This window comes from Nitrospirota bacterium (assembly GCA_016207885.1).
GTDB lineage: Bacteria > Nitrospirota > Thermodesulfovibrionia > UBA6902 > UBA6902 > JACQZG01.
Window position 1 is genome coordinate 73,336 of the sequence record JACQZE010000008.1, and the last position, 19,288, is coordinate 92,623.

The following is a 19,288-nucleotide window of genomic DNA, read 5'->3' on the forward strand; positions in this document are numbered from 1 at the left end:
CCTATGAACAAACTACTCCACGTTTTAATTATCGAAGACTCGGAAGATGACGCCTTTCTTCTGCTTCGTGAGCTGAAGCGGGGCGGATATGAGCCTGTCTTTGAGCGGATAGAGACTGCCGCAGCCATGAAAGAGGCGCTTGATAAGAGGAGATGGGATGTCATCATCTCGGATTACAGCATGCCGCAATTCAGCGGGCTTGCTGCCCTGAACCTGCTTCAGGAGACCGGCCGGGACATCCCCTTCATTATTGTATCCGGCAAGATCGGCGAAGATGTCGCAGTTGAGGCGATGAAGGCCGGTGCGCACGATTATATTATAAAAGGCAATCTGGCAAGACTCCTTCCAGCCGTTGAACGGGAACTTCGGGAAGCTGAGATGCGCGGCGACCGGAAAAGGATAGAAGAAGACCGTGCGCTCCTTACGGCAGCGGCGGAATCAGCGCCTGACGCCATCATAATAACCGATGCAGCAGGGAAGATCCGGTATATGAACCCTGCCGTTGAACGCATAACAGGTTATTCAGAGGAAGAGGCTGTTGGAAATGACCTTCATATCTTCGACAGCGGCAGTAACGGCCAGGCTGTTTATGAGGCGGCCAGAGAAGCGATGGATCAGGGGCAGGCATGGAAAGGGCTGCTCATCAGTAAAAAGAAGGACGGCACAACGTATCATGAAGATTGCACGATCTCGCCGGTCAGGGATATTACGGGAAAGATATCCAACTATGTGCTGGTAAGGCGCGATGTGACGGATAAGCTCAGGCTTGAATCTATCGCAGAGGCGGTCAATACCATGAATAATATCGGATATGTTTTTTCCGGGATCAGGCATGAAATAGGCAATCCGGTAAATTCAATTAAGATGACGCTGAATGTCCTGAAGAAGAATATTGATAAATTCGGGAAGGAGAATATTCTGGAATACATCGGCCGGGCGCTCAGCGAGTCTTCGAGGATTGAATATCTCCTGAAGAGCCTCAGGAACTTCAATATGTTTGAAAGGCCTGAAATGCAGGATGTGGAGATAGGCCCATTTATGTATAATTTCTATTCATTGATCCTCGGTGATTCCATGAGCAAGGGGATCACCGTTACAAGGTCAGTATCAGAGGATGCCGGGGCTTTTTATGTGGACCCGAGGGCGCTGCAGCAGGTGCTTCTGAACATATTCACCAATGCAGTGGACGCATGCGAAGAGAGAGAGGCTCCGGCAATAGATATCAGCGTATCAAAGATACCGGACATGATACGCATACGCATAAAAGACAATGGAAAAGGTATGACTGCGGAAGAGCAGAAGGATCTCTTCAAGCCTTTTCATACAAGCAAGCGTCATGGGACAGGCCTCGGCCTTGTTATATGCAAAAAGATGCTCTCGAATATGAACTGTCTGATTGAGATACAGAGCATGAAAGGTACAGGCACGGCAACGGACATACTCATTCCTGAGAAAAAGCCGGAGTAAATGCAGTTACAGGCTATATTCAGCCTGAATTTTATGTGTATAAGGAGGATTCAATGGCTTCGCGTAAAAACATACTGCTGGTGGATGATGAGAAGACTTTTTTGATGAGCCTGTCAGAAGGCCTCTCTATGTTAAATAAAGGCCTGAACGTGTTAACAGCAGAGAACGGAGAGGAGGCTATCGAGACCTTAAGTTCATCAAAGTGTGACCTGCTTGTCACCGATGTGAGAATGCCTAAAAAAGACGGCTTTGATGTGCTGAAGTATGTATTGAAAAATATCCCGAATATGCCGGTTATTGTGATGACGGCACATCACGATAAGGCCATGTTTGAAGGCCTGAATATAATCGGTTGGCACTGTGTGGAGAAACCTCTCGACTTTAACGAGCTTTCCAAACAGATATTCAGTATATTGGAGATAGAGGGATAAAGCCTGTTATATACTCTCCCCAAGCACGCCCATAACCCAGAGAAGGTTCACTTGTGACGCGAGGTAGTCTCTCCATGCCTGTGAAAGATTAACCTTTGCCTGCCGGAGATTGAGTTCGGCATCTTCTACTTCAAGCCTGATCTTCACTCCCAATTCGTACCCTTTTTCAGACAGGAACAATAATTTTTCAGCCTGCTTCACCGTTCCGGAAAGCGCGTCTACGATCTCCTTTGATTCCTGTACGGCGTTCAGAGCCTCGCGCGCCTGCAGCGCGATGGAGTCGGCAAGCTTTTCCTCGTCAATCTTAATACTGCTAAGGTCGCTTTCAGCCTGTGTTACTTTTCCTCTGGCCTCCATTCCGTCAAAGAAGGGGAATGAGAGGAATATGCCGGCGCTCCATACATTGCCGTTTATGTCCATGCTTCTGCTGTTCATATCCTTCAATCCGTACGCACCCCTGAATTCAAGCTGCGGTTTGTCTTCTGAGTTCGCCATGGTGACGAGTTCACCTGCTATGTTGATGCGAAAGCGCAGGTCTTTCACTTCAGGACGGTTCTCAAGCGCTTTATTGTATACATCTTCATAAGTCTGAACTGCCGGCATATTCCCGGGTTCAAGGCTGCCTGTGACATCTATGCCCTTATCTTCAGATGCAAGAAGAAAACGCAGCCTGTCGAGCGCTTCGCGTATGCGGTTCTTTGAGCGTATGGCATCAGGCCGCGCATTCTGGACAGCGACTTCAGCTGCCAATACTTCATAGTCAGTTGCAACTCCTGCGCTGTATTTGCGGCGCGCTTCTTCAAGATGCCGTTCTTTCTGCTCAAGGTTCTGCAGCGCGATGGCATGCAGCTCTTTTGAATAAAGCACATCATAGAATGCGATGGAGACATCTCTGAGAGCCGCCTGGCGGTAAAGCCTCAACTGCTCATCAGCGGTCTTAAGCCCTTCCTTTGCAGCCCTTATCGCAGCGCCGAGCTTGCCCCATGTGAAGAGCGTCTGTGTAACTCCGATCTCGCCGGAATAGCTCTTCATCCTGTCAGGATATAACCCGGTATCATCCTTACTGAGAAGAGCTGAACCTGTAACACTGAAGTGCGGCAATGCTGCAGCCCGCTCTTCCACATATTTACCATGTACCCAGCGTGAGTACTCCCGCGCCTTTTGAATATCAAGATTCTTTTCAGAGGCTATATCAAGAGCCTGCCTCAAGGTCAGAACTTTCGCCTCATCAGCCATTGCGGCAAGAGGCAGCATAAGTGTGATCAATATTAATACGAGAAGAGAATAATATTTCTTCATGTTGTCACCGCCTTTTTAGAGCTGAAGCGTTTCCCTATCCAGGCGCTGAAATCATCCAGCACCGTGTACACAACAGGCACGACGAGAAGTGTCAGCACCGTTGAAGTGAGAAGCCCGCCGATCACTGCACGCGCCATAGGCGCGCGCATCTCTGAACCTGAGCCAAGCGCAAAAGTAAGCGGCATCATGCCGAAGACCATGGCGAGCGTTGTCATAAGAATCGGGCGGAGCCTCGTCCTTCCAGCGGTGATGACCGCCTCGCTTCTCTCCATGCCCCGGCCGCGCAGCACCTTTGCATAGTCCACAAGAAGTATCGCGTTCTTTGTGACAAGCCCCATCAGCATTATCAAACCTATAAGCGACATGATATTTACGGTATCGCCTGTCATAAAGAGCATCCCAGCCATGCCGACGATTGAAAGGGGGAGTGAAAGCATAATGGCAAACGGTTCCAGAAATGATTCGAACTGCGCCGCCAGTATGAGATAGACAAGAAGCACGGCAAGTATGAGTGACTCTCCCATATATCCGAATGATTCAGCCATGTCCTCAGCCTCTCCTGAAAAGATTATCTTATAGCCCGGTTCCATACTGATATTCTCTGAAGCCTTCTGTACATTGCTCATCGCAGTGCCTATTGGCACGCCGTCGAGATTCGCGGTTATCACCACCTCGCGGGTCAGTGCCTGACGGTTGATCTCAGAAGGCGAATTGCTCACATCATATGATGCGATGTTCGAAAGCGGCATGAGAGCAGAAGGCCGATTGCCCCTCTGCACTGCAAATCTCAGGTTCTGCACCTGAGCAGGGTCCCGGCGCAGATGTTCAGGCAATCTTACCCGCACATCAACTGAATCGCCGTCTTCGTCTTCATAAGTTGTCACAGCCTCGCCGCCGACAAGCGCGCTTACGGTGCGTACGATGCGGTCGGTCATGATGCCTGCGTTCACAGCCTTTTCCCTGTCTACCGTCAGACGATATTCGGGGATGTCGCTTTCGAGCGTGGCTTCAATATCAACAATGCCGGGGATGCCGTACATCTTGTCCTTCAGCTCGGCTGAATACTTTTTCAATAAAGCGATATCCTCGCCTCTTACATTCACGACGAGCGGCTTGATGCTGCTTCCAACCCCGCCTGCCTCTTCAATTGATATCTTGATCCCGGGAATGCGCTGAAGCCTGTCCCTGACATCCTGCTGGATAGCATCCTGTTTCCTGTTCCGCTCGGAGCGTTCCTTGAGCTTTATGTAGACAACGCCGCTCTGCACAGTTCCGCTGTCGCCTGCGCCTACAGTTGAATAGGTGTGATCGATCTCAGGGATATTATTCAGCGCAGTAAGCATTGCGTTCAGGCGGCCGCGGCTTTCATCAAGCGATGCGTCAGGCGCTGTCTTGAAACTTATTTGAAATTCACCCTTGTCGAAATTGGTCATGAAGGATGATTCGAGCATTCCGAATATCATTATCCCGCCGGCAAATGCGGCTAATGCGGAGAAGAGAACTGTCTTCCTGTGCGCCAGCGCCCAGGCGATGAGATGGCGGTAGCGGTCAGCCATATCTTCAAAAAAATCATTGAAGCGGTCAAGTATGCGCGAGATGAAACCGCGCCTTCCTTCCCTGTGTATCGACGGGTCGTACCAGCGTGAAGAGAGCATCGGGTCAAGCGTGAAGGATACAAGCAGAGATACAGAGACCGCGAAGGCAACGGTGATGCCGAATGAGAAGAAGAAACGGCCGACGATACCTTTCATGTAAGCCACCGGCACGAATACAGCAAGAATGGACATGGTCGTGGCAAGAACAGCGAGCCCGATCTCGCTCGTGCCGTTGCGCGCCGCAGTAAAGTGGTCTTCACCGCGTTCAAGATGGCGCACGATATTCTCCCGCACAACTATGGCATCATCTATCAGCAGGCCTATCGCAAGCGAGAGCGCCATGAGCGTCATGATATTCAGAGTCATGCCGAGCGCGTTCATGATGATGAATGATGATATGACAGATATTGGCAGTGTAAGTCCTGTTATCACTGTAGAGCGCCATGAGTTGATGAAGCAGAAGACTATCAGGATAGTGAGAAGGCCGCCGATGATCATCGTCTCCTGTACGTCCTTGAGAGAATCCCGTGTCATTGTCGAAGCGTCTCGCACAACATCCAGCGTCACGCCCGAAGGAAGTTCGGCCTGGAGCTGGGCAACGCGCTTTATGATCGCGTCAACAACCTCAACCATATTCGCGCCTGACTGTTTCTGAATATCAAGCGCAACTGCGGGGATACCGTTCACAAGTGCAAGTGAACGCTCCTCTTCAATGCCGTCCACAACCTCTGCCACCTCACCAAGCCTGATCGGCCTGCCATCACGCTCCCCTATGACCATAGAGCGGAACTGCTCCACGTTGTCCGGTTTTCCAGCTATTCTGAGAGGGTACTCTGTGTTTCCCCGGTGCAGCCTTCCGAGAGGGGTATTCACATTCTCAGACCTCAATCCGTTTATCACAGTATCTACACCGATGCCGAGGGACTCGATACGGCCCGGGTCTATGACAACATTGACCTCTCTCTTAGCTGATCCGACCAGATATACCTTGCCCACTCCGGAAACGGTTTCAAGACGGCGTTTGATCTTCTTTTCCACAAGAAGGGTCAGGTCGCGGTTTGAAAGCGAAGATGAACGTACTGCAAGAGATATGACAGGCAATGCGTTGAAATCGAGCTTCTGTATAATAGGGTCTTCGATGCCTTGAGGAAGTTCGCCTCTGACCGCGTTTATCTTCGCCCGTGCCTCCTGAGCGACTTCATTGATCTTCTCCTCAAGCCGGAACTCCACAACAACGGTTGATACGCCCTCGCGTGAGTATGAGATGACGCGCTTTACACCAGCTATAGGGTTTACAGCCTCCTCGATCTTTTTGGTCAGCTCCCTTTCAACGCTTTCAGGAGACGCGCCCGGGAACTTTGTGATTATGGAAACAACAGGTATCTCGACATTCGGATACATCTCCACAGAGAGCTGGCGGTACGAAAAAATGCCTAATACGACAAGGGTCAGCATTATTACCGCTGCAAAGACAGGCCGCTTTATGGAAAGGTCGGAAATAAGCATTTACTATTTTTCCTGTCCGCCAGAGACAATCACTTTGTCATTGTCCTTCAGGTTAAAGCTGCCGCGCACAACCAGCAGCTCGCCAAGATTCAATCCTGAAACGATCTCCACCTGATCTCCAGCGATAACGCCGATTGCGATCTCCCTGTAATGCGCAATGTCATTCTCAATTATGTATGCGCCTGCCTTCTTGCCGGCAACATTAAGGCCTGTGAGAGCTGAGCGCGGAACCTGTATGACAGACTTCGTGGTACCTGTCTGGATGGTTCCTTTAGCAAAAAGCCCTGTTTTTAATTCTCCGGATGAATTCACAACTTCAGCGGTCACTTTTATTGATCTGTCAGCTTCATCAACTGAAGGGTTTATATACATGACCTTGCCTGAAAATATTTTGTCAGGAAGCGCGTCAACAGTGAAGGCCAGAGGGTCGCCGACTTTTATGGCAGCCATATTTACTGACGGAACCGTTACGGTAAGTTTGAGCATCCTGTTATCAACGATCTTGAAAAGCGGCTTTGCCGCACCTGTGTCGCTGGTAAGGTCGCCCACATTCACATCACGCAGTGAAACGATCCCATCCATAGGGGAAAGTATCAGCCCTTTGGCAAGGCGCGCCTGAAGCGAGCGCAGTTCTCCTTCTGCCGCGCTGATCCGGGCTCGAGCCGCTTCAACTCCTGCATTAGCCGCCTCTGCCTCTGATACGGCATCTTCATAATTCTGCTGTGTGGCAAGGCCGAATTCTTTGAGCTTCTGCACGCGGGCCTTTTCTCGATCTGCCCGCTGCGCTGCGACCTGTGTCAGAAGGTATTCTGCCTTTGCCGATTCAACGGAAGCCTCTGCCCTTTTTACAAGAGCATCTGTCTCGCTCAGGTCTATCCGGGCAAGCGGCTCATTATTCTTTACACTCACCCATTCAGTAACATAAACATCACTTATGAGCCCTGGGATCTGTGCCTTTACAACCGCCTCGTATTTTGGAGTGAGGTCGCCGACCACATCGATACCCTCTGTCAGTTCTGATGCTGTAACCTTTATGGTTTCTACTGCTACCGCAGGACGGGCAGCCTTGTCCTTATTTGCTTCATCAGTCTTTTTTGAAGTACAGCCGGATGTCCAGAGTAATGAAATGGAAATGATAAATAATAATAGTATCTTCCTGTTCAATGGAGTTCACCTTCGCTTAAATTTTTATAACAGATTTATGCAGATAATATTATACAATTAAGCAGGTTTTGTTTGGGTAATTGAACAAAAGAAGGGGAATGCAGTGTTTCTAATATTTCCTTATAGTGCCGAATGTTCCTTTTTGTTGACATAATAATAAATCTATAGGCATAATATACCAATACAAATGAAAGCTCAACTGATAGAGAATACAAAGGTCATTGACGGATCGGGAAATATCATTGAGGTAAAATTATGGAAATTGCCGGAAGCTACAGAAGACCGGCCGCACGGTTACAAATATTCACTGGTTTATATTGTTGACGATGCCCGAGTAATAGGTTATGACAACGCAGAAGGCAAGGGAGACCATAGGCATATCAGAGGAAATGAGAAACCGTTCAAGTTTACCAACATAAGAAAATTGATCCATGATTTCTACAGAGATATTGAGAAATATAAGGGAGGCGAACTATGAGAGTCAAGAAGATAAAAATAGGCTTTAAAGAAGTAAAGACAGCCTTAGAAGAATTCGCCGGAAGGGCAGAGGCTATAGAGCGTGGCGAAAAAGTTAAGAAAGAGACCGGTGTTTATTTCACCAGCTTTGAGGCATTCAGAAAGGTATTTACACCCAAGAGGCTTGAACTCCTGCACACGATAAAGATCATGAAGCCTTCATCCATCAATGAGCTTGCACGCATGGCAAAAAGGGACGTTAAGAACGTTGCAGATGATGTTAAGTATCTTGAACAGATAGGGCTGATCGAGAAGAAAGAGACAAACAATAAAACAGCGCCGGTAATCAAATATGACAGGATAGCCTTAGAAATAGCGGTATAGCAAGGAAATCAAATGGAGCCACCGAGCGGAATCGAACCGCTGACCTGCTGATTACGAATGAGTGAAGGAAGGGTGATGGGGTTTTCCTAATCCTTCCTAATATTGCTTAATTTTCAGTAGGTACCACAAGAAGGGGAGGGAACTTTTCCCTCCCCTTCTTTATTTCCCCCTGTGACTACTATACAAAAACTATACAGTTCATAACATATCAGTGGATTATTTATCTTGAATTAATCCCACCTTTTTTCTATTATTTAGCATACACATTGGAGAAAAGGCATTATGAAAAATGAACTCAATATTTTTAAGAGATTAATGATAAAAAATATTTTACTATTTATTGCCACTGCAACTCTTTTGAGTTGTGCTTCTACGAATAGAAATTATGCTTGGGTTAATTCTGCCCCCGAACTACACAATCAGAATGTGTTAAATCGTGACTTAGCATTTTGCGATGAATATTCAATTAATGCAAGCATGGGCATGCCTACTACAACCCAACCAAGTGGATATAACATTGACTATTATAATGTTGGTGGAATAGGGTATGGTTCTGTTACACCTAAAAAGACCTGGGGTGACTCCGTAGCAGAAATTGGAATGGAAATTGATAAATCAAGCAGAAAGAGAAGTGCCTTCAGTAATTGTATGACTTCAAGGGGATGGAGCACCGAATATGCTGATGATTCTTCTGGTCAAGAGATAAATGGCGTGGGGGATGGACAAGGGACAATGACATGGGCAAATGGAGATGTTTATGTTGGTCAATGGAAAAATGACAAGTTGCATGGACAGGGAACAAAGACATGGGCAAATGGCGCTAAATATGTTGGTCAATGGAACAACAGTCAAATGCATGGGCAGGGTACTTATACATGGGCAAATGGGGAAACGTATATAGGTCAATGGAAAAATGGTCTAAGGGAAGGAATAGGAACACATACATATTTAAATGGCAAAAAAGATGTTGGGCAATGGGAAAATAATAATTTTATAAAATAGATTTCTTTCTAAATAAATGCACAAGACTATGCGGATAGATTCTTAACTTTAATTATTAATTAATGAAACTTAATATCATGTTTCTTTGTTTCACCTGGTTTTTTAAAAACTAAAATAGTTAAGTAGCACATTTAATATGTAAATAATCTTTAGCGGCTTGGTTGATTCCAAGCTCTTTTTTCTGTTGACATAATAACTACATTGATGTAATCTTAATTATCATAACCGTTTAATATGGGAGATAATAGATATGAACTTTAACAGTAAAACTGTATCAAAAATCACAGGTTTAAGTTTCAGGCAGGTTGATTACTGGGATAGGACTCATTTTATAAAACCGTCAGTCAGTGAGGCTTCCGGCTACGGCTCTGTGAGACTTTACTCTTTCAATGACCTAATACAGTTGAAGGTTGCAAAGACTCTCATGGATAAAGGCATCAGTCTTCAGCAGATAAGAAAGGCTGTTATTTATCTTAAAAAGAACATGCCTGAAATAATAAAACCTCTACTGGAACTCAGATTCTTAACGGACGGAGAGACGATCTTTGTGATTACAAATGATAAGAAAGAAATCATTGATACACTGAAAAGCGGTCAGCTTGTCTTCTCAATTGCGCTTGGAGAGATTGTAGAAGAACTCAAAGGAGAGGTTGTAGACTTGCAGAAAGAGAAGAAATACTCTGTTTTTGTTAAAGGTAAAAAATATGGGGTTGTCTTACATCCAGACACAGAAGACGGTGGATACTGGATAGAATGTCCCTCACTTCCCGGATGCGCCTCACAGGGTGAAACTATTGAAGAAGCCCTTGAGATGATCAAGGACTCTATTGAGGGACATCTTGAGGTTATTAATAAAAAGAGAAAGGTTAAGAAGGCTTCATGAGCAGCCTGCACAATCTGAAATCTCAGAGGGTAATAAAGGCATTTGAAAGAGCCGGCTGGAAGGTTGAAGTGCAAAGAGGCAGTCATGTGAAACTGACAAAAGAAGGAAGCCAGTTTATCCTTTCAATCCCGATGCACAAAGGCAAGCCAGTGAAACAGGGATTATTGAGAGACCAGATAGCAAAGGCAGAGCTGACGGTAGAGGAGTTTTTGAAGTTGTATAGATAGTGTAGGCATACAAAGCTGATAAGCGGGTATTTCTGCCGGTATCGATCTAAGAAATCTCTTTGCATCTCCATAAAGCAAATGGAGCCACCGAGCGGAATCGAACCGCTGACCTGCTGATTACGAATCAGCTGCTCTACCAACTGAGCTACGGTGGCGCTTCTCTGAAAAGAGGCTTTATATTCTATACCAGAAATACGATTTATTGCCAGAGCAGTATTAAAGATTTTTGACAGGATATATGTCACAAGCGGGCATGGAAGTAATGATGCTGATCATCACGGAACTGCTTGTCTTATGAGGATGCCGAGAGAGGGTATGCCGGAAGAGCGTGGGGCTACATTCCTTTTGATATACGCTCTTCTTCTTCCTGCTCGGTCTTGCAGTCAACGCATAAAGTAGTTACAGGCCTGGCCTGAAGGCGCTTGATGCCTATCTCTTCGCCGCAGGCTTCGCAAAACCCGTAGGTCTTTGTTTTGATGCGCTCTATCGTCTGGTCGATCTTCTTCAGAAGGCCTCTGTCCCTGTCCCTGAGCCTGAGCATGAAGTTCCTGTCAGTCTCCGCGGTTGCCTGGTCCCCCATGTCAGGGTAGTTAAGGTCTCCCGGCAGGAGATGAAGTGTTTCTGAGGCCTCTTTAAGCAGGGCTTCTTTCTGCAGCTGAAGGTTATGCTGTATATCAAGAATGGCTTTTTCTCTATTTGTTGGCACTGGTTTTTTACCTGATCCTTTTTTTACCGGAGTTGTTTTGACGACAGCCTTCTTTGCGGCTGCTTTCTTTACAGCCTTTACAGCGGCCTTTTTAACCGCAACTTTCTTCTTTACGGGAGCAGCAGCCTTCTTTGCAGAGGCCTTTTTCTTTATTACTGTCTTTTTCTTAGCTGTCTTTTTAGGAGTATTTTTATTGACCGGTTTTTTTGCCATTTTAATATGCCTCCGAATTCAGCATGATATTTATGTAAGAACAGCATGTACGATAACAAATTTATTTTTTCAAGTCAAACATTATAAAAGACGGTTAACTGAGGATGCTTGACAAAGATAATGTATTTATATAACTTACAATTCAAGTGCGAGTCCCACTATATAAAGGAATACTATTTTGCTCATGAATGACGCCCTTCTTTCTGTTGAAGGCCTCAGTGTATCTTTTCAAACAGATGCCGGACATATCAAGGCGGTTGACGGAGTAACGTTCAGTGTCGCGCAGGAAGATACCGTAAGTATTGTCGGCGAAAGCGGTTCCGGCAAGACATTGACCGCCCTCTCGATAATGAACCTGCTGCCGTCAAATGCTGTGTCTTCAGGCAGTGTGGTATTTAAGGGAGATGAGATATCTTCCTGGAGAGAAGACAGGATGCGCGGCATAAGGGGCAGGGATATCGCGATGGTATTTCAGGAGCCTATGACCTTTCTCAACCCGGTCTTTACCGTCGGGTATCAGATCGCCGAGGCGCTCACCACTCATATTGATATCTCCATGAAGGATGCCATGTCTCAAGCGGTAGAGCTTTTGAGAAAGGTGAATATCCCGTCTCCGGAATTAAGGATAAAGGAATATCCCCACCAGATGAGCGGCGGCATGAGGCAGCGGGCGATGATCGCGATGGCGATAGCATGTAATCCCTCGCTTGTTATCGCGGATGAACCGACCACGGCGCTTGACGTCACGATACAGGCGCAGATACTTGAGCTGTTAGGCAGGCTTAAAGAGAGCAACAGGATGTCGCTCCTCCTTATCACTCATGACCTCGGGATAGTTGCTGAATGGGCATCACGGGTTGTTGTGATGTATGCAGGAAGAATAGTCGAGAACGCTCCTGTCAAAGATATCTTTCTCAATCCCAAACATCCTTATACGATCGGGCTTCTTGAATCGCTTCCGGGCAAGAAGGGTGTAAAGCTGAATCCTATTCCCGGCCAAGTGCCTGCGCTTGACGCGTTTCCGCCGGGATGCAAATTTTCAACACGATGCAGATATGTTATGAATGAATGCCTTAAGAAGGAGCCTGAACTTATTCCGGCAGGAAACCCCGGCCATCTCAGCAGGTGCATAAGGGCTATGGAACTGTAATGGAACTTCTGAGAGTCGAGGGGCTGAAGAAATATTTTCATCTGAAGGGCAAGCGCTTTGTTAAGGCGGTTGATGATGTCAGCTTCTCTGTTTCAAAGGGCGAGGTCTTCGGACTTGTCGGTGAGAGTGGCTGCGGCAAATCTACTGTCGCTAAAATGATCCTGCGGCTGATCGAGCCTACTGAAGGGAAGATCTATTTTAACGGGATCGATGTTGTCATTGCGGGGAGAAGTGAACTCTCAAAGATAAGAAAGGGGCTTCAGATAATTTTTCAGGATCCGCTTGCCTCTCTTAATCCGAGAAAGAATATAATTGACGCTGTCGGAGAGGCGCTTATAATTAACAACATGGTTAACAGAGGTGATGTTAAGGAACGCGTCGTTCATCTTCTTGAGAAGGTCGGTATAGATCCTGACGCGCTTTACAGGTATCCCCACGAGTTCAGCGGCGGGCAGAGGCAGCGAATATGCATAGCCAGGGCTCTTGCTGTTGAGCCGGAGCTGCTGGTTGCGGATGAGGCTCTTTCCGCTCTTGATGTATCGATACAGGCGCAGATAATGAACCTGATGCAGGACCTTCGGAAAGATTCAGGGTTGTCATATGTCTTTATCAGCCATAACCTGCTTGCGATAGAGCACTTCAGCGACAGAGTGGCGGTGATGTATCTCGGGAAGATAATCGAGCTCTCAAAGACAGATGAACTTTTTGAGAGGCCTCTGCATCCATATACCGAGGCGCTTCTTTCAGCAGTGCCGAAGCCTGAGGTTACAGATAAGAAGGAGAGGATAATACTTGAGGGCGATGTGCCGAGCCCTGTGAATATACCAACAGGCTGTCCGTTCCATCCACGCTGCCATAAAAGGTTCGGGCCGTGCGATAAGGAGGTTCCGTTACTTATAGATCAAGGCAACGGAAGGCTGGTCTCGTGCCATTTGTGGGGATGAGAAAAGAGTTAAGAGTTATGAGTTAAGTAGGCGTCATTCCGGCTTGTCCGGAATCATTTTTAAGAAAGATACTGGACAAGCCAGTATGACAGAACCATAAAATTTATGGAGGTCTAAATGCTTTTAGGTGTTAATGTTGACCATGTTGCAACTTTGAGAGAGGCGAGGAAGGGGGAATACCCTGATCCTGTTATCGCTGCAAATCATGCCATTAAGGGCGGGGCAGACGGCATTACCGTGCATCTCAGGGAGGACAGGAGGCATATACAGGACAGGGATCTGAAGCTTCTGGTGAATAGCATCAATGTCGAGCTTAACCTTGAGATGGCTGCGACTGATGAGATGATAGGTATAGCGATCAAGCTGAGGCCTGACATGGTGACGCTCGTTCCTGAAAAGAGGCAGGAGCTTACGACAGAGGGCGGGCTCGACCTTGTAAAGGGGAAGAAGAAGATTAAGAAGGCGATAGACGCGATCCAGAATGCGGGCATACCTGTAAGCCTATTTATCAATCCGTCAGAAGCTGATGTCGCTGCCTCAGAGAGCATGGGCGCTGCAATGGTGGAGATACATACAGGCCGATATGCCGATGCAAAGGGAAAGCAGAGAACTCTTGAACTGAAGCGGGTAAAGGATGCGGTCAGAAAAGGGCTTGAGCTCGGCCTCTTTGTCAATGCCGGACACGGGCTGAACTCCGGGAATGTGAAGAGCATCGCGGCCATCAAAGGCATACGAGGGCTTTACATAGGCCACGGCATAATATCGGATTCAGTATTTGTCGGGCTTGAGAAGGCTGTGAGAGGGATGAAGAAACTTATAAAGGAGAGCAGCAAATAGTTGGTGTTTTGCAGTTCCTGACTGCTGACCGCTGACAACTGACTACTAATTATGATCTACGGAATCGGAATAGACCTGGTCAAGGTTGACAGGATGAAAGAGGTCTCTGAGAAGTGGCAGGAGAGGTTTTATAAAAGAGTCTTCACTGACAGTGAGATAGCTTATTGCCGTGAAAAGGGCAACCCGTATCTTTCTCTTGCTGTCCGCTTTGCCGCCAAGGAGGCTGTGATAAAGGCCATCGGTTCAAGGGCGTTAATTGACCTGACTGATATAGAGGTGGTTAACAGCGATACAGGCAAGCCTTATATAAAGATAGAAGGGAAGCTTGGTGAATTTTTTAAAAAACATGGTATCAAACACTGCCATCTTTCACTGAGCCATGAGAGAGAGTACGGCATCGCATCAGTTGTACTGGAGAAGTAAAAGGGAAGGAAGTATGCCAGAAGAAGGCTGTATCCCTATGTGTGTGTATGCATAAAAAAAACCGGCAGGAGAATTTCCCCTGCCGGCTATATTTAGATAATATTATGGCTGTGGATTATCCTCGCAGGTAAATGAAGCGATAAGCTCGTCAGCCTGTTCAAGCATTCCATCACCAGTCTTTCCGTTGATGTCGCCTGTCTTGATATACTTATTTACATACATCTTGAACTGTTCGATATATCTTACGGCATAGTTGAGCGACCTGATGTCCCCGTCAATCGCGGCAGGCATTTTATTGTAGCAGCTGTCCAGAGTGGTTTTAAGGCGTAACCTGATGGTTCGCTGAGCAACATCTGTGTTAACAGAATCATAGAGATCGTTGATTATCGCATACGGGTCAGGGCAGGAATCGCCTATACTGCATACCGCATCCCCTCCGGTATAAGCGGCAGATTGGCCATAAGTGTTATCCCCGTAACAGTTAACATTCCCGTCCGATTTGAGAATACATGTGTGTATGTATCCGGCAGTGACACCGACTGCGTCCCCTCCGCTATAATTTACAACCTGGCCGTTATTGTTCGATCCATAACATCCTACGTTCCCGTTAGATTTAATAATGCACGTTTGAAGCAATTCCGCAGAGACTCCAATGGCATCCCCGCCGGTATAATCATTAGCTCGACCGTCACCATTGTATCCATAACAGTCAACATTCCCGTTTGTTTTAAGCACACATGTGTGATAATATCCTGCAGAGACTCCTATGGCATCCCCTCCGGTATAATCTGCAGCTTGGCCATAATCGTTCCATCCGTAACAGTCTACATTCCCGTTTGACTTAAGAACGCATGAGTGCCAGGTTCCTGTAGAGACGCCTGTTGCGTCGCCTCCGAGATAATCTGCAGCCTGGCCATAAGTGTTGTCTCCATAACAGTCTATATTCCCGTCAGATTTGAGAATGCATGTGTGATAGGCTCCTGCAGAGACGCCGATCGCGTCCCCTCCGGAATAGTCGTTAGATTGGCCGGAATTATTGTCTCCATAACAGTCTGCATTTCCGTCTGAATCAAGAACGCATGTATGCGTCCCTCCGGCAGAGACGCCTGTTGCGTTCCCTCCGAGATAATCTGCAGCCTGGCCATAAGTGTTGTCTCCATAACAGTCTACATTCCCGTCAGACTTGAGAACACATGTATGCCAGTATCCTGCAGAGAGTCCTGAACAGGCATCTCCGAATTCAGGTGAAAACGCGTGTGCGCTTCCGCTTAACGCGATGATAAGGCTTAAAACAATTGCAGCTACTGAAAATAAGGCTAATATCCTCTTCACTGTTTTTCCTCCTTTGTTTAATCTGGGATATTTATTAATGTTCTTTAAGTCAGCTACTTCGTGATTATACAAGATTCTTATTAAATATATTTAAGTTTTTTTGTTGCTTAAGAAGGGAATATGGTAAAAATGTAAGTGCTAAACTTAATTGATAATTGTAAGGCTCTAATTTATACTGGGTTAATACATATGAGGAGAGTATGATAAAGGTTACAACCGCGCATGAGATGATGGATATTGACCGGGCTGCCATAAACAGATACGGCATTGTCGGAACAGAACTTATGGAGCGGGCAGGGCTTGCCTGCGTCAAGAAGGTAAATGAGATATATAAAGTCCAAAACATCTATGTTCTATGCGGCGGCGGCAATAACGGCGGAGACGGATTTGTCATAGCACGGATACTTCATGGCGAAGGCAGAGATGTAAAGGCATTTATCTCAGTTCCTGCATCAAAACTTAAAGGCGATGCAAAGACGAATTACATCAGAGCTAAGAAAGCAGGCGTTGAAATATTTCCGATAAAGAGCTTATTAACTCTTAGCTCGTCGCTATTTCATAAGCGTTCTTTAATCATTGACGCCCTATTCGGTACAGGACTAAGCAAAGATATAAGGTCTCCGCTTTCCGACGTTATAAATAAGGTGAACAGACTCTCATCTCCTGTACTTTCCGTTGACATTCCTTCAGGCATATCTTCAGACACAGGGCAGGTCATGGGCTATGCGATAAGGGCTGACCATACAGTGACCTTCGGGCTTCCAAAGAGGGGGCACCTGCTTTATCCGGGCGCGGAATATACTGGCAGTCTTTCTATCGCTGATATAGGTTTTCCTCAGAAGTTATTAACGTCGTCAAAGATAAAGGTTGACCTAATTCAAAAAGCTGACGCGCTTTCACTTATGCCGCAAAGGCCTAAGGATTCTCACAAGGGGACTTACGGACACGTTCTTATAATCGCAGGTTCAAGAGGCAAGACAGGCGCTGCGCTTATGGCGGCAAAGGCGTGTCTGAGGACAGGCGCAGGGCTTGTCACTATCGGAATACCTGATTCTCTTGTCGATACATTTCAGGCGAGGGTGACTGAGGAGATGATACTGCCGCTTCCTGATAAAGACAACGGCACACTCTCATCTGCCGCAGTTCCGGTCATTCTTAAATTCTTAGAGAAGAGAGGCGATGTACTGGCAATTGGGCCGGGGATATCAAATGATAAAGAGATATCAGCACTCGTATGCGAGCTTATCAAAAGGTCAAATGTGCCGATCGTCATTGATGCCGATGGATTAAACGCTATCGCAGGTGATACATCCGTCTTAAAGAAGTCAGGCGCGCCTGTTATCATTACGCCTCATTCAGGAGAGATGGCAAGGCTTTTAAATGGGAAGGCAGAAAATTTACAGGATGACAGAATTAATACAGCTATCTCATTCGCGAAGAAGACAAAGACTTATCTTGTTCTTAAAGGAGCGCCGACCATTATCGCTGCTCCCTCAGGTGACTCGTTCATTAACTCTACAGGCAATCCCGGAATGTCCACCGCAGGTACAGGAGATGTTCTTACAGGCATGATATCAGCCTTTCTCGCGCAGGGATTGAGCCCGTTGGATGCTTCTATCCTTGGCGTATATATGCACGGTCATGCTGGTGATATTGCTGCCGAAAAGAAAGGCGAGCACTCACTTATCGCATCTGATATCATAAAAGCGATACCTTCTGTCTTTAGATCAATAATAAAATGAAGAACTTTATATTGCCTTCAAACATCGCATTGCCGGAGGTCATGGCATTCTTTTCAACCAAGACCGCATCAGATATCAATCTTGAAAAGTTATTGCTTGAGGAGTTGTGTATTGAGGCGGATATATATATCCCGATACAGAAACATACTGACAAGGTGCATGTGCTTGAGTCAGGAATGGGAAGGGTGGTCGCCGATGCTGTTATAACATCAAGGAAGAATGTTCTTATCGGGATAAAGGTGGCTGACTGTGTCCCAATACTTCTGTTTGACATAGAGGCCGGGGTTATAGGCGCAGTACATGCAGGATGGAGAGGCACAGCATCCGGCATACTGAAACGTTCTATCGAAACTATGCAGAGAGAGTTCAATTCACTTCCTGAAAACATAATGGCAGCGATAGGCCCCAGCATAAAGGGCTGCTCTTATGAGGTTGATGATAATGTCATGAAGGCTGTCCGTTCTGCGTCAGGCGAGGGCAGCTATATTAAACAATCCGGTGAAAAATTTTATATCGACCTTCCCCATGCCAACAGGCTTCAGGCTGTATCATCAGGAGTCCCTGCGCAGAACATCTGGCTTTCTGATGAATGTACCTTCTGCAATGCTGAAAAGTTCCATTCATACAGGCATTCAGGGGAGAATGCAGGGCGGCAGGGCGGTTTTATTATGATGTGGTAATATAAATTTATGGAAACTACAAAAATCGCTCTGTTTAAAGGCAAGAAAATCAGAAAAACACTTTATAAAAATGAGTGGTGGTTTTCGGTGATTGATGTGGTAGAAGCACTTACCGATAGCGCTAAACCGAGTGTTTATTGGAGCGCGATGAAGGCGCGTGTGAAAAATGAGGATGGAATTCAGTTATCTACAATTTGTAAACGACTGAAATTAGAGGCTTCGGACGGTAAAAAGTATGAAACCGATTGTGCCGACACGGAGGGCGTTTTTCGTATTATACAGTCTATCCCTTCTCCTAAAGCAGAGCCTTTTAAGCGCTGGCTGGCAAAAGTTGGTTATGAGCGCGTGCAAGAAATAGAAAATCCCGAATTGGCTACCAAAAGAACGAGAATTCTCTATAAGCTCAAAGGTTATCCCGATGACTGGATTGAAAAACGGATGCGAGGAATTGCCATTCGTGAAGAACTGACCGATGAGTGGGGGAAAAGAGGAGCCAAAGAACAAAAGGATTATGAAATTTTGACTGCCGAAATTTCCAAAGCCACTTTTGGCGTAACGCCGGGCGAATATAAAAAACTTAAGGGTTTAAAAAGAGAAAACTTAAGAGATCATATGGATGATTTTGAATTGATTTTTACTATGCTGGGAGAAAGATCAACTACAGAAATTCATCGCATAGAAGATTCGGAAGGAGTGTCCAAGCTAAAGAAGGATGCCAATAGGGGCGGGAAGATCGCTGGCATCGCAAGGAATGAACTGGAAAAGGAAATAGGCCATTCGGTGGTTTCTAAGGAAAATTATTTACCAAAGAAAAAATCAAAAAAAATATTAACAGATTAAATCATGG

Annotated in this window: 19 protein-coding genes and 1 tRNA gene; 14 read left to right on the forward strand and 6 right to left on the reverse strand. The window is 46.3% G+C overall.

The window, feature by feature from the left end; all coding sequences use genetic code 11:
* Window positions 1-3 precede the first annotated feature (3 nt).
* Window positions 4-1,467 carry a PAS domain S-box protein gene (locus HY807_06680; GenBank protein MBI4826092.1) on the forward strand — a complete coding sequence of 488 codons (1,464 nt, stop codon included), beginning with the start codon at window positions 4-6 and terminating at the stop codon, window positions 1,465-1,467.
* 53 nt (window positions 1,468-1,520) lie between these two features.
* A complete protein-coding gene (locus tag HY807_06685) occupies window positions 1,521-1,898 on the forward strand; it encodes a response regulator (GenBank protein ID MBI4826093.1) in 378 nt (125 codons plus the stop codon).
* 6 nt (window positions 1,899-1,904) lie between these two features.
* Here HY807_06685 and HY807_06690 read toward each other — a convergent pair whose 3' ends face one another.
* Genes HY807_06690 through HY807_06700 form a run of 3 tightly spaced genes read right to left on the reverse strand, consistent with a single transcriptional unit; the run spans window position 1,905 to window position 7,462 of the window.
* Entirely contained in the window at window positions 1,905-3,197 is a 1,293-nt protein-coding gene (locus HY807_06690; protein MBI4826094.1) for a TolC family protein, read from the reverse strand.
* Window positions 3,194-6,298, reverse strand: coding sequence for an efflux RND transporter permease subunit (locus HY807_06695; GenBank protein ID MBI4826095.1), 3,105 nt, complete (start codon window positions 6,296-6,298; stop codon window positions 3,194-3,196). Before HY807_06695 ends, HY807_06690 begins: the two co-directional genes overlap by 4 nt.
* Window positions 6,299-6,301: 3 nt before the next feature.
* Window positions 6,302-7,462, reverse strand: a complete 1,161-nt coding sequence (locus HY807_06700; protein ID MBI4826096.1) for an efflux RND transporter periplasmic adaptor subunit — start codon at window positions 7,460-7,462, stop codon at window positions 6,302-6,304.
* Window positions 7,463-7,649: 187 nt separating this feature from the next.
* On the opposite strand from HY807_06700, the gene HY807_06705 reads away from it, so the two are divergent.
* The 5 genes from HY807_06705 to HY807_06725 all read left to right on the forward strand — a co-directional run bounded on the left by HY807_06705 (window position 7,650) and on the right by HY807_06725 (window position 10,414).
* Complete coding sequence (locus HY807_06705) at window positions 7,650-7,940, forward strand: hypothetical protein (protein ID MBI4826097.1); 291 nt, start codon at window positions 7,650-7,652, stop codon at window positions 7,938-7,940.
* A complete protein-coding gene (locus tag HY807_06710) occupies window positions 7,937-8,302 on the forward strand; it encodes a hypothetical protein (GenBank protein ID MBI4826098.1) in 366 nt (121 codons plus the stop codon). Before HY807_06705 ends, HY807_06710 begins: the two co-directional genes overlap by 4 nt.
* A 282-nt stretch (window positions 8,303-8,584) precedes the next feature.
* Window positions 8,585-9,304, forward strand: coding sequence for a hypothetical protein (locus tag HY807_06715; protein MBI4826099.1), 720 nt, complete (start codon window positions 8,585-8,587; stop codon window positions 9,302-9,304).
* A gap of 250 nt (window positions 9,305-9,554) precedes the next feature.
* Window positions 9,555-10,187, forward strand: coding sequence for a MerR family transcriptional regulator (locus HY807_06720; GenBank protein ID MBI4826100.1), 633 nt, complete (start codon window positions 9,555-9,557; stop codon window positions 10,185-10,187).
* Entirely contained in the window at window positions 10,184-10,414 is a 231-nt protein-coding gene (locus HY807_06725; protein MBI4826101.1) for a type II toxin-antitoxin system HicA family toxin, read from the forward strand. Before HY807_06720 ends, HY807_06725 begins: the two co-directional genes overlap by 4 nt.
* A 79-nt stretch (window positions 10,415-10,493) precedes the next feature.
* Here HY807_06725 and HY807_06730 read toward each other — a convergent pair.
* Both HY807_06730 and dksA read right to left on the reverse strand, forming a co-directional pair.
* Window positions 10,494-10,569 (reverse strand) — tRNA-Thr (locus HY807_06730).
* Between the two features lie 179 nt (window positions 10,570-10,748).
* Window positions 10,749-11,333: an RNA polymerase-binding protein DksA gene (gene dksA, locus HY807_06735; GenBank protein MBI4826102.1), complete on the reverse strand. Its 585-nt coding sequence runs from the start codon at window positions 11,331-11,333 to the stop codon at window positions 10,749-10,751.
* Between the two features lie 184 nt (window positions 11,334-11,517).
* Between dksA and HY807_06740 the strand changes: the two genes are divergently transcribed.
* The 4 genes from HY807_06740 to acpS all read left to right on the forward strand — a co-directional run bounded on the left by HY807_06740 (window position 11,518) and on the right by acpS (window position 14,687).
* Complete coding sequence (locus HY807_06740; GenBank protein ID MBI4826103.1) at window positions 11,518-12,483, forward strand: ABC transporter ATP-binding protein; 966 nt, start codon at window positions 11,518-11,520, stop codon at window positions 12,481-12,483.
* The gene (locus HY807_06745) at window positions 12,483-13,427 is read left to right on the forward strand and encodes an ATP-binding cassette domain-containing protein (protein MBI4826104.1); all 945 of its coding nucleotides are present in this window, start codon (window positions 12,483-12,485) and stop codon (window positions 13,425-13,427) included. The genes HY807_06740 and HY807_06745 overlap by 1 nt, the downstream gene beginning before the upstream one ends.
* A 117-nt stretch (window positions 13,428-13,544) precedes the next feature.
* Window positions 13,545-14,264, forward strand: a complete 720-nt coding sequence (locus HY807_06750) for a pyridoxine 5'-phosphate synthase (protein ID MBI4826105.1) — start codon at window positions 13,545-13,547, stop codon at window positions 14,262-14,264.
* 51 nt (window positions 14,265-14,315) lie between these two features.
* Entirely contained in the window at window positions 14,316-14,687 is a 372-nt protein-coding gene (gene acpS / locus HY807_06755; GenBank protein MBI4826106.1) for a holo-ACP synthase, read from the forward strand.
* 102 nt (window positions 14,688-14,789) lie between these two features.
* Here the strand turns inward: acpS and HY807_06760 are convergent, their stop codons facing one another.
* Window positions 14,790-16,019: a hypothetical protein gene (locus HY807_06760; GenBank protein MBI4826107.1), complete on the reverse strand. Its 1,230-nt coding sequence runs from the start codon at window positions 16,017-16,019 to the stop codon at window positions 14,790-14,792.
* A gap of 200 nt (window positions 16,020-16,219) precedes the next feature.
* On the opposite strand from HY807_06760, the gene HY807_06765 reads away from it, so the two are divergent.
* The 3 genes from HY807_06765 to HY807_06775 are packed head-to-tail and all read left to right on the forward strand — an operon-like array spanning window position 16,220 to window position 19,281.
* The gene (locus HY807_06765) at window positions 16,220-17,761 is read left to right on the forward strand and encodes an NAD(P)H-hydrate dehydratase (GenBank protein MBI4826108.1); all 1,542 of its coding nucleotides are present in this window, start codon (window positions 16,220-16,222) and stop codon (window positions 17,759-17,761) included.
* Entirely contained in the window at window positions 17,758-18,441 is a 684-nt protein-coding gene (gene pgeF / locus HY807_06770; GenBank protein ID MBI4826109.1) for a peptidoglycan editing factor PgeF, read from the forward strand. The genes HY807_06765 and pgeF overlap by 4 nt, the downstream gene beginning before the upstream one ends.
* Window positions 18,442-18,450: 9 nt before the next feature.
* On the forward strand, window positions 18,451-19,281 hold the full coding sequence (locus HY807_06775; protein MBI4826110.1) for a Bro-N domain-containing protein: 831 nt from the start codon (window positions 18,451-18,453) through the stop codon (window positions 19,279-19,281).
* Window positions 19,282-19,288: the final 7 nt, after the last annotated feature.

What these genes read in the sequence shown, in the direction of transcription:
- HY807_06680 (MBI4826092.1), top strand. Translation starts at nt 4, where the DNA reads ATGAACAAACTACTCCACGTTTTAATTATCGAAGACTCGGAAGATGAC.
- HY807_06685 (MBI4826093.1), top strand. Translation starts at nt 1,521, where the DNA reads ATGGCTTCGCGTAAAAACATACTGCTGGTGGATGATGAGAAGACTTTT.
- HY807_06690 (MBI4826094.1), bottom strand. Translation starts at nt 3,197, where the DNA reads ATGAAGAAATATTATTCTCTTCTCGTATTAATATTGATCACACTTATG.
- HY807_06695 (MBI4826095.1), bottom strand. Translation starts at nt 6,298, where the DNA reads ATGCTTATTTCCGACCTTTCCATAAAGCGGCCTGTCTTTGCAGCGGTA.
- HY807_06705 (MBI4826097.1), top strand. Translation starts at nt 7,650, where the DNA reads ATGAAAGCTCAACTGATAGAGAATACAAAGGTCATTGACGGATCGGGA.
- HY807_06710 (MBI4826098.1), top strand. Translation starts at nt 7,937, where the DNA reads ATGAGAGTCAAGAAGATAAAAATAGGCTTTAAAGAAGTAAAGACAGCC.
- HY807_06715 (MBI4826099.1), top strand. Translation starts at nt 8,585, where the DNA reads ATGAAAAATGAACTCAATATTTTTAAGAGATTAATGATAAAAAATATT.
- HY807_06720 (MBI4826100.1), top strand. Translation starts at nt 9,555, where the DNA reads ATGAACTTTAACAGTAAAACTGTATCAAAAATCACAGGTTTAAGTTTC.
- HY807_06725 (MBI4826101.1), top strand. Translation starts at nt 10,184, where the DNA reads ATGAGCAGCCTGCACAATCTGAAATCTCAGAGGGTAATAAAGGCATTT.
- dksA (MBI4826102.1), bottom strand. Translation starts at nt 11,333, where the DNA reads ATGGCAAAAAAACCGGTCAATAAAAATACTCCTAAAAAGACAGCTAAG.
- HY807_06740 (MBI4826103.1), top strand. Translation starts at nt 11,518, where the DNA reads ATGAATGACGCCCTTCTTTCTGTTGAAGGCCTCAGTGTATCTTTTCAA.
- HY807_06745 (MBI4826104.1), top strand. Translation starts at nt 12,483, where the DNA reads ATGGAACTTCTGAGAGTCGAGGGGCTGAAGAAATATTTTCATCTGAAG.
- HY807_06750 (MBI4826105.1), top strand. Translation starts at nt 13,545, where the DNA reads ATGCTTTTAGGTGTTAATGTTGACCATGTTGCAACTTTGAGAGAGGCG.
- acpS (MBI4826106.1), top strand. Translation starts at nt 14,316, where the DNA reads ATGATCTACGGAATCGGAATAGACCTGGTCAAGGTTGACAGGATGAAA.
- HY807_06765 (MBI4826108.1), top strand. Translation starts at nt 16,220, where the DNA reads ATGATAAAGGTTACAACCGCGCATGAGATGATGGATATTGACCGGGCT.
- pgeF (MBI4826109.1), top strand. Translation starts at nt 17,758, where the DNA reads ATGAAGAACTTTATATTGCCTTCAAACATCGCATTGCCGGAGGTCATG.
- HY807_06775 (MBI4826110.1), top strand. Translation starts at nt 18,451, where the DNA reads ATGGAAACTACAAAAATCGCTCTGTTTAAAGGCAAGAAAATCAGAAAA.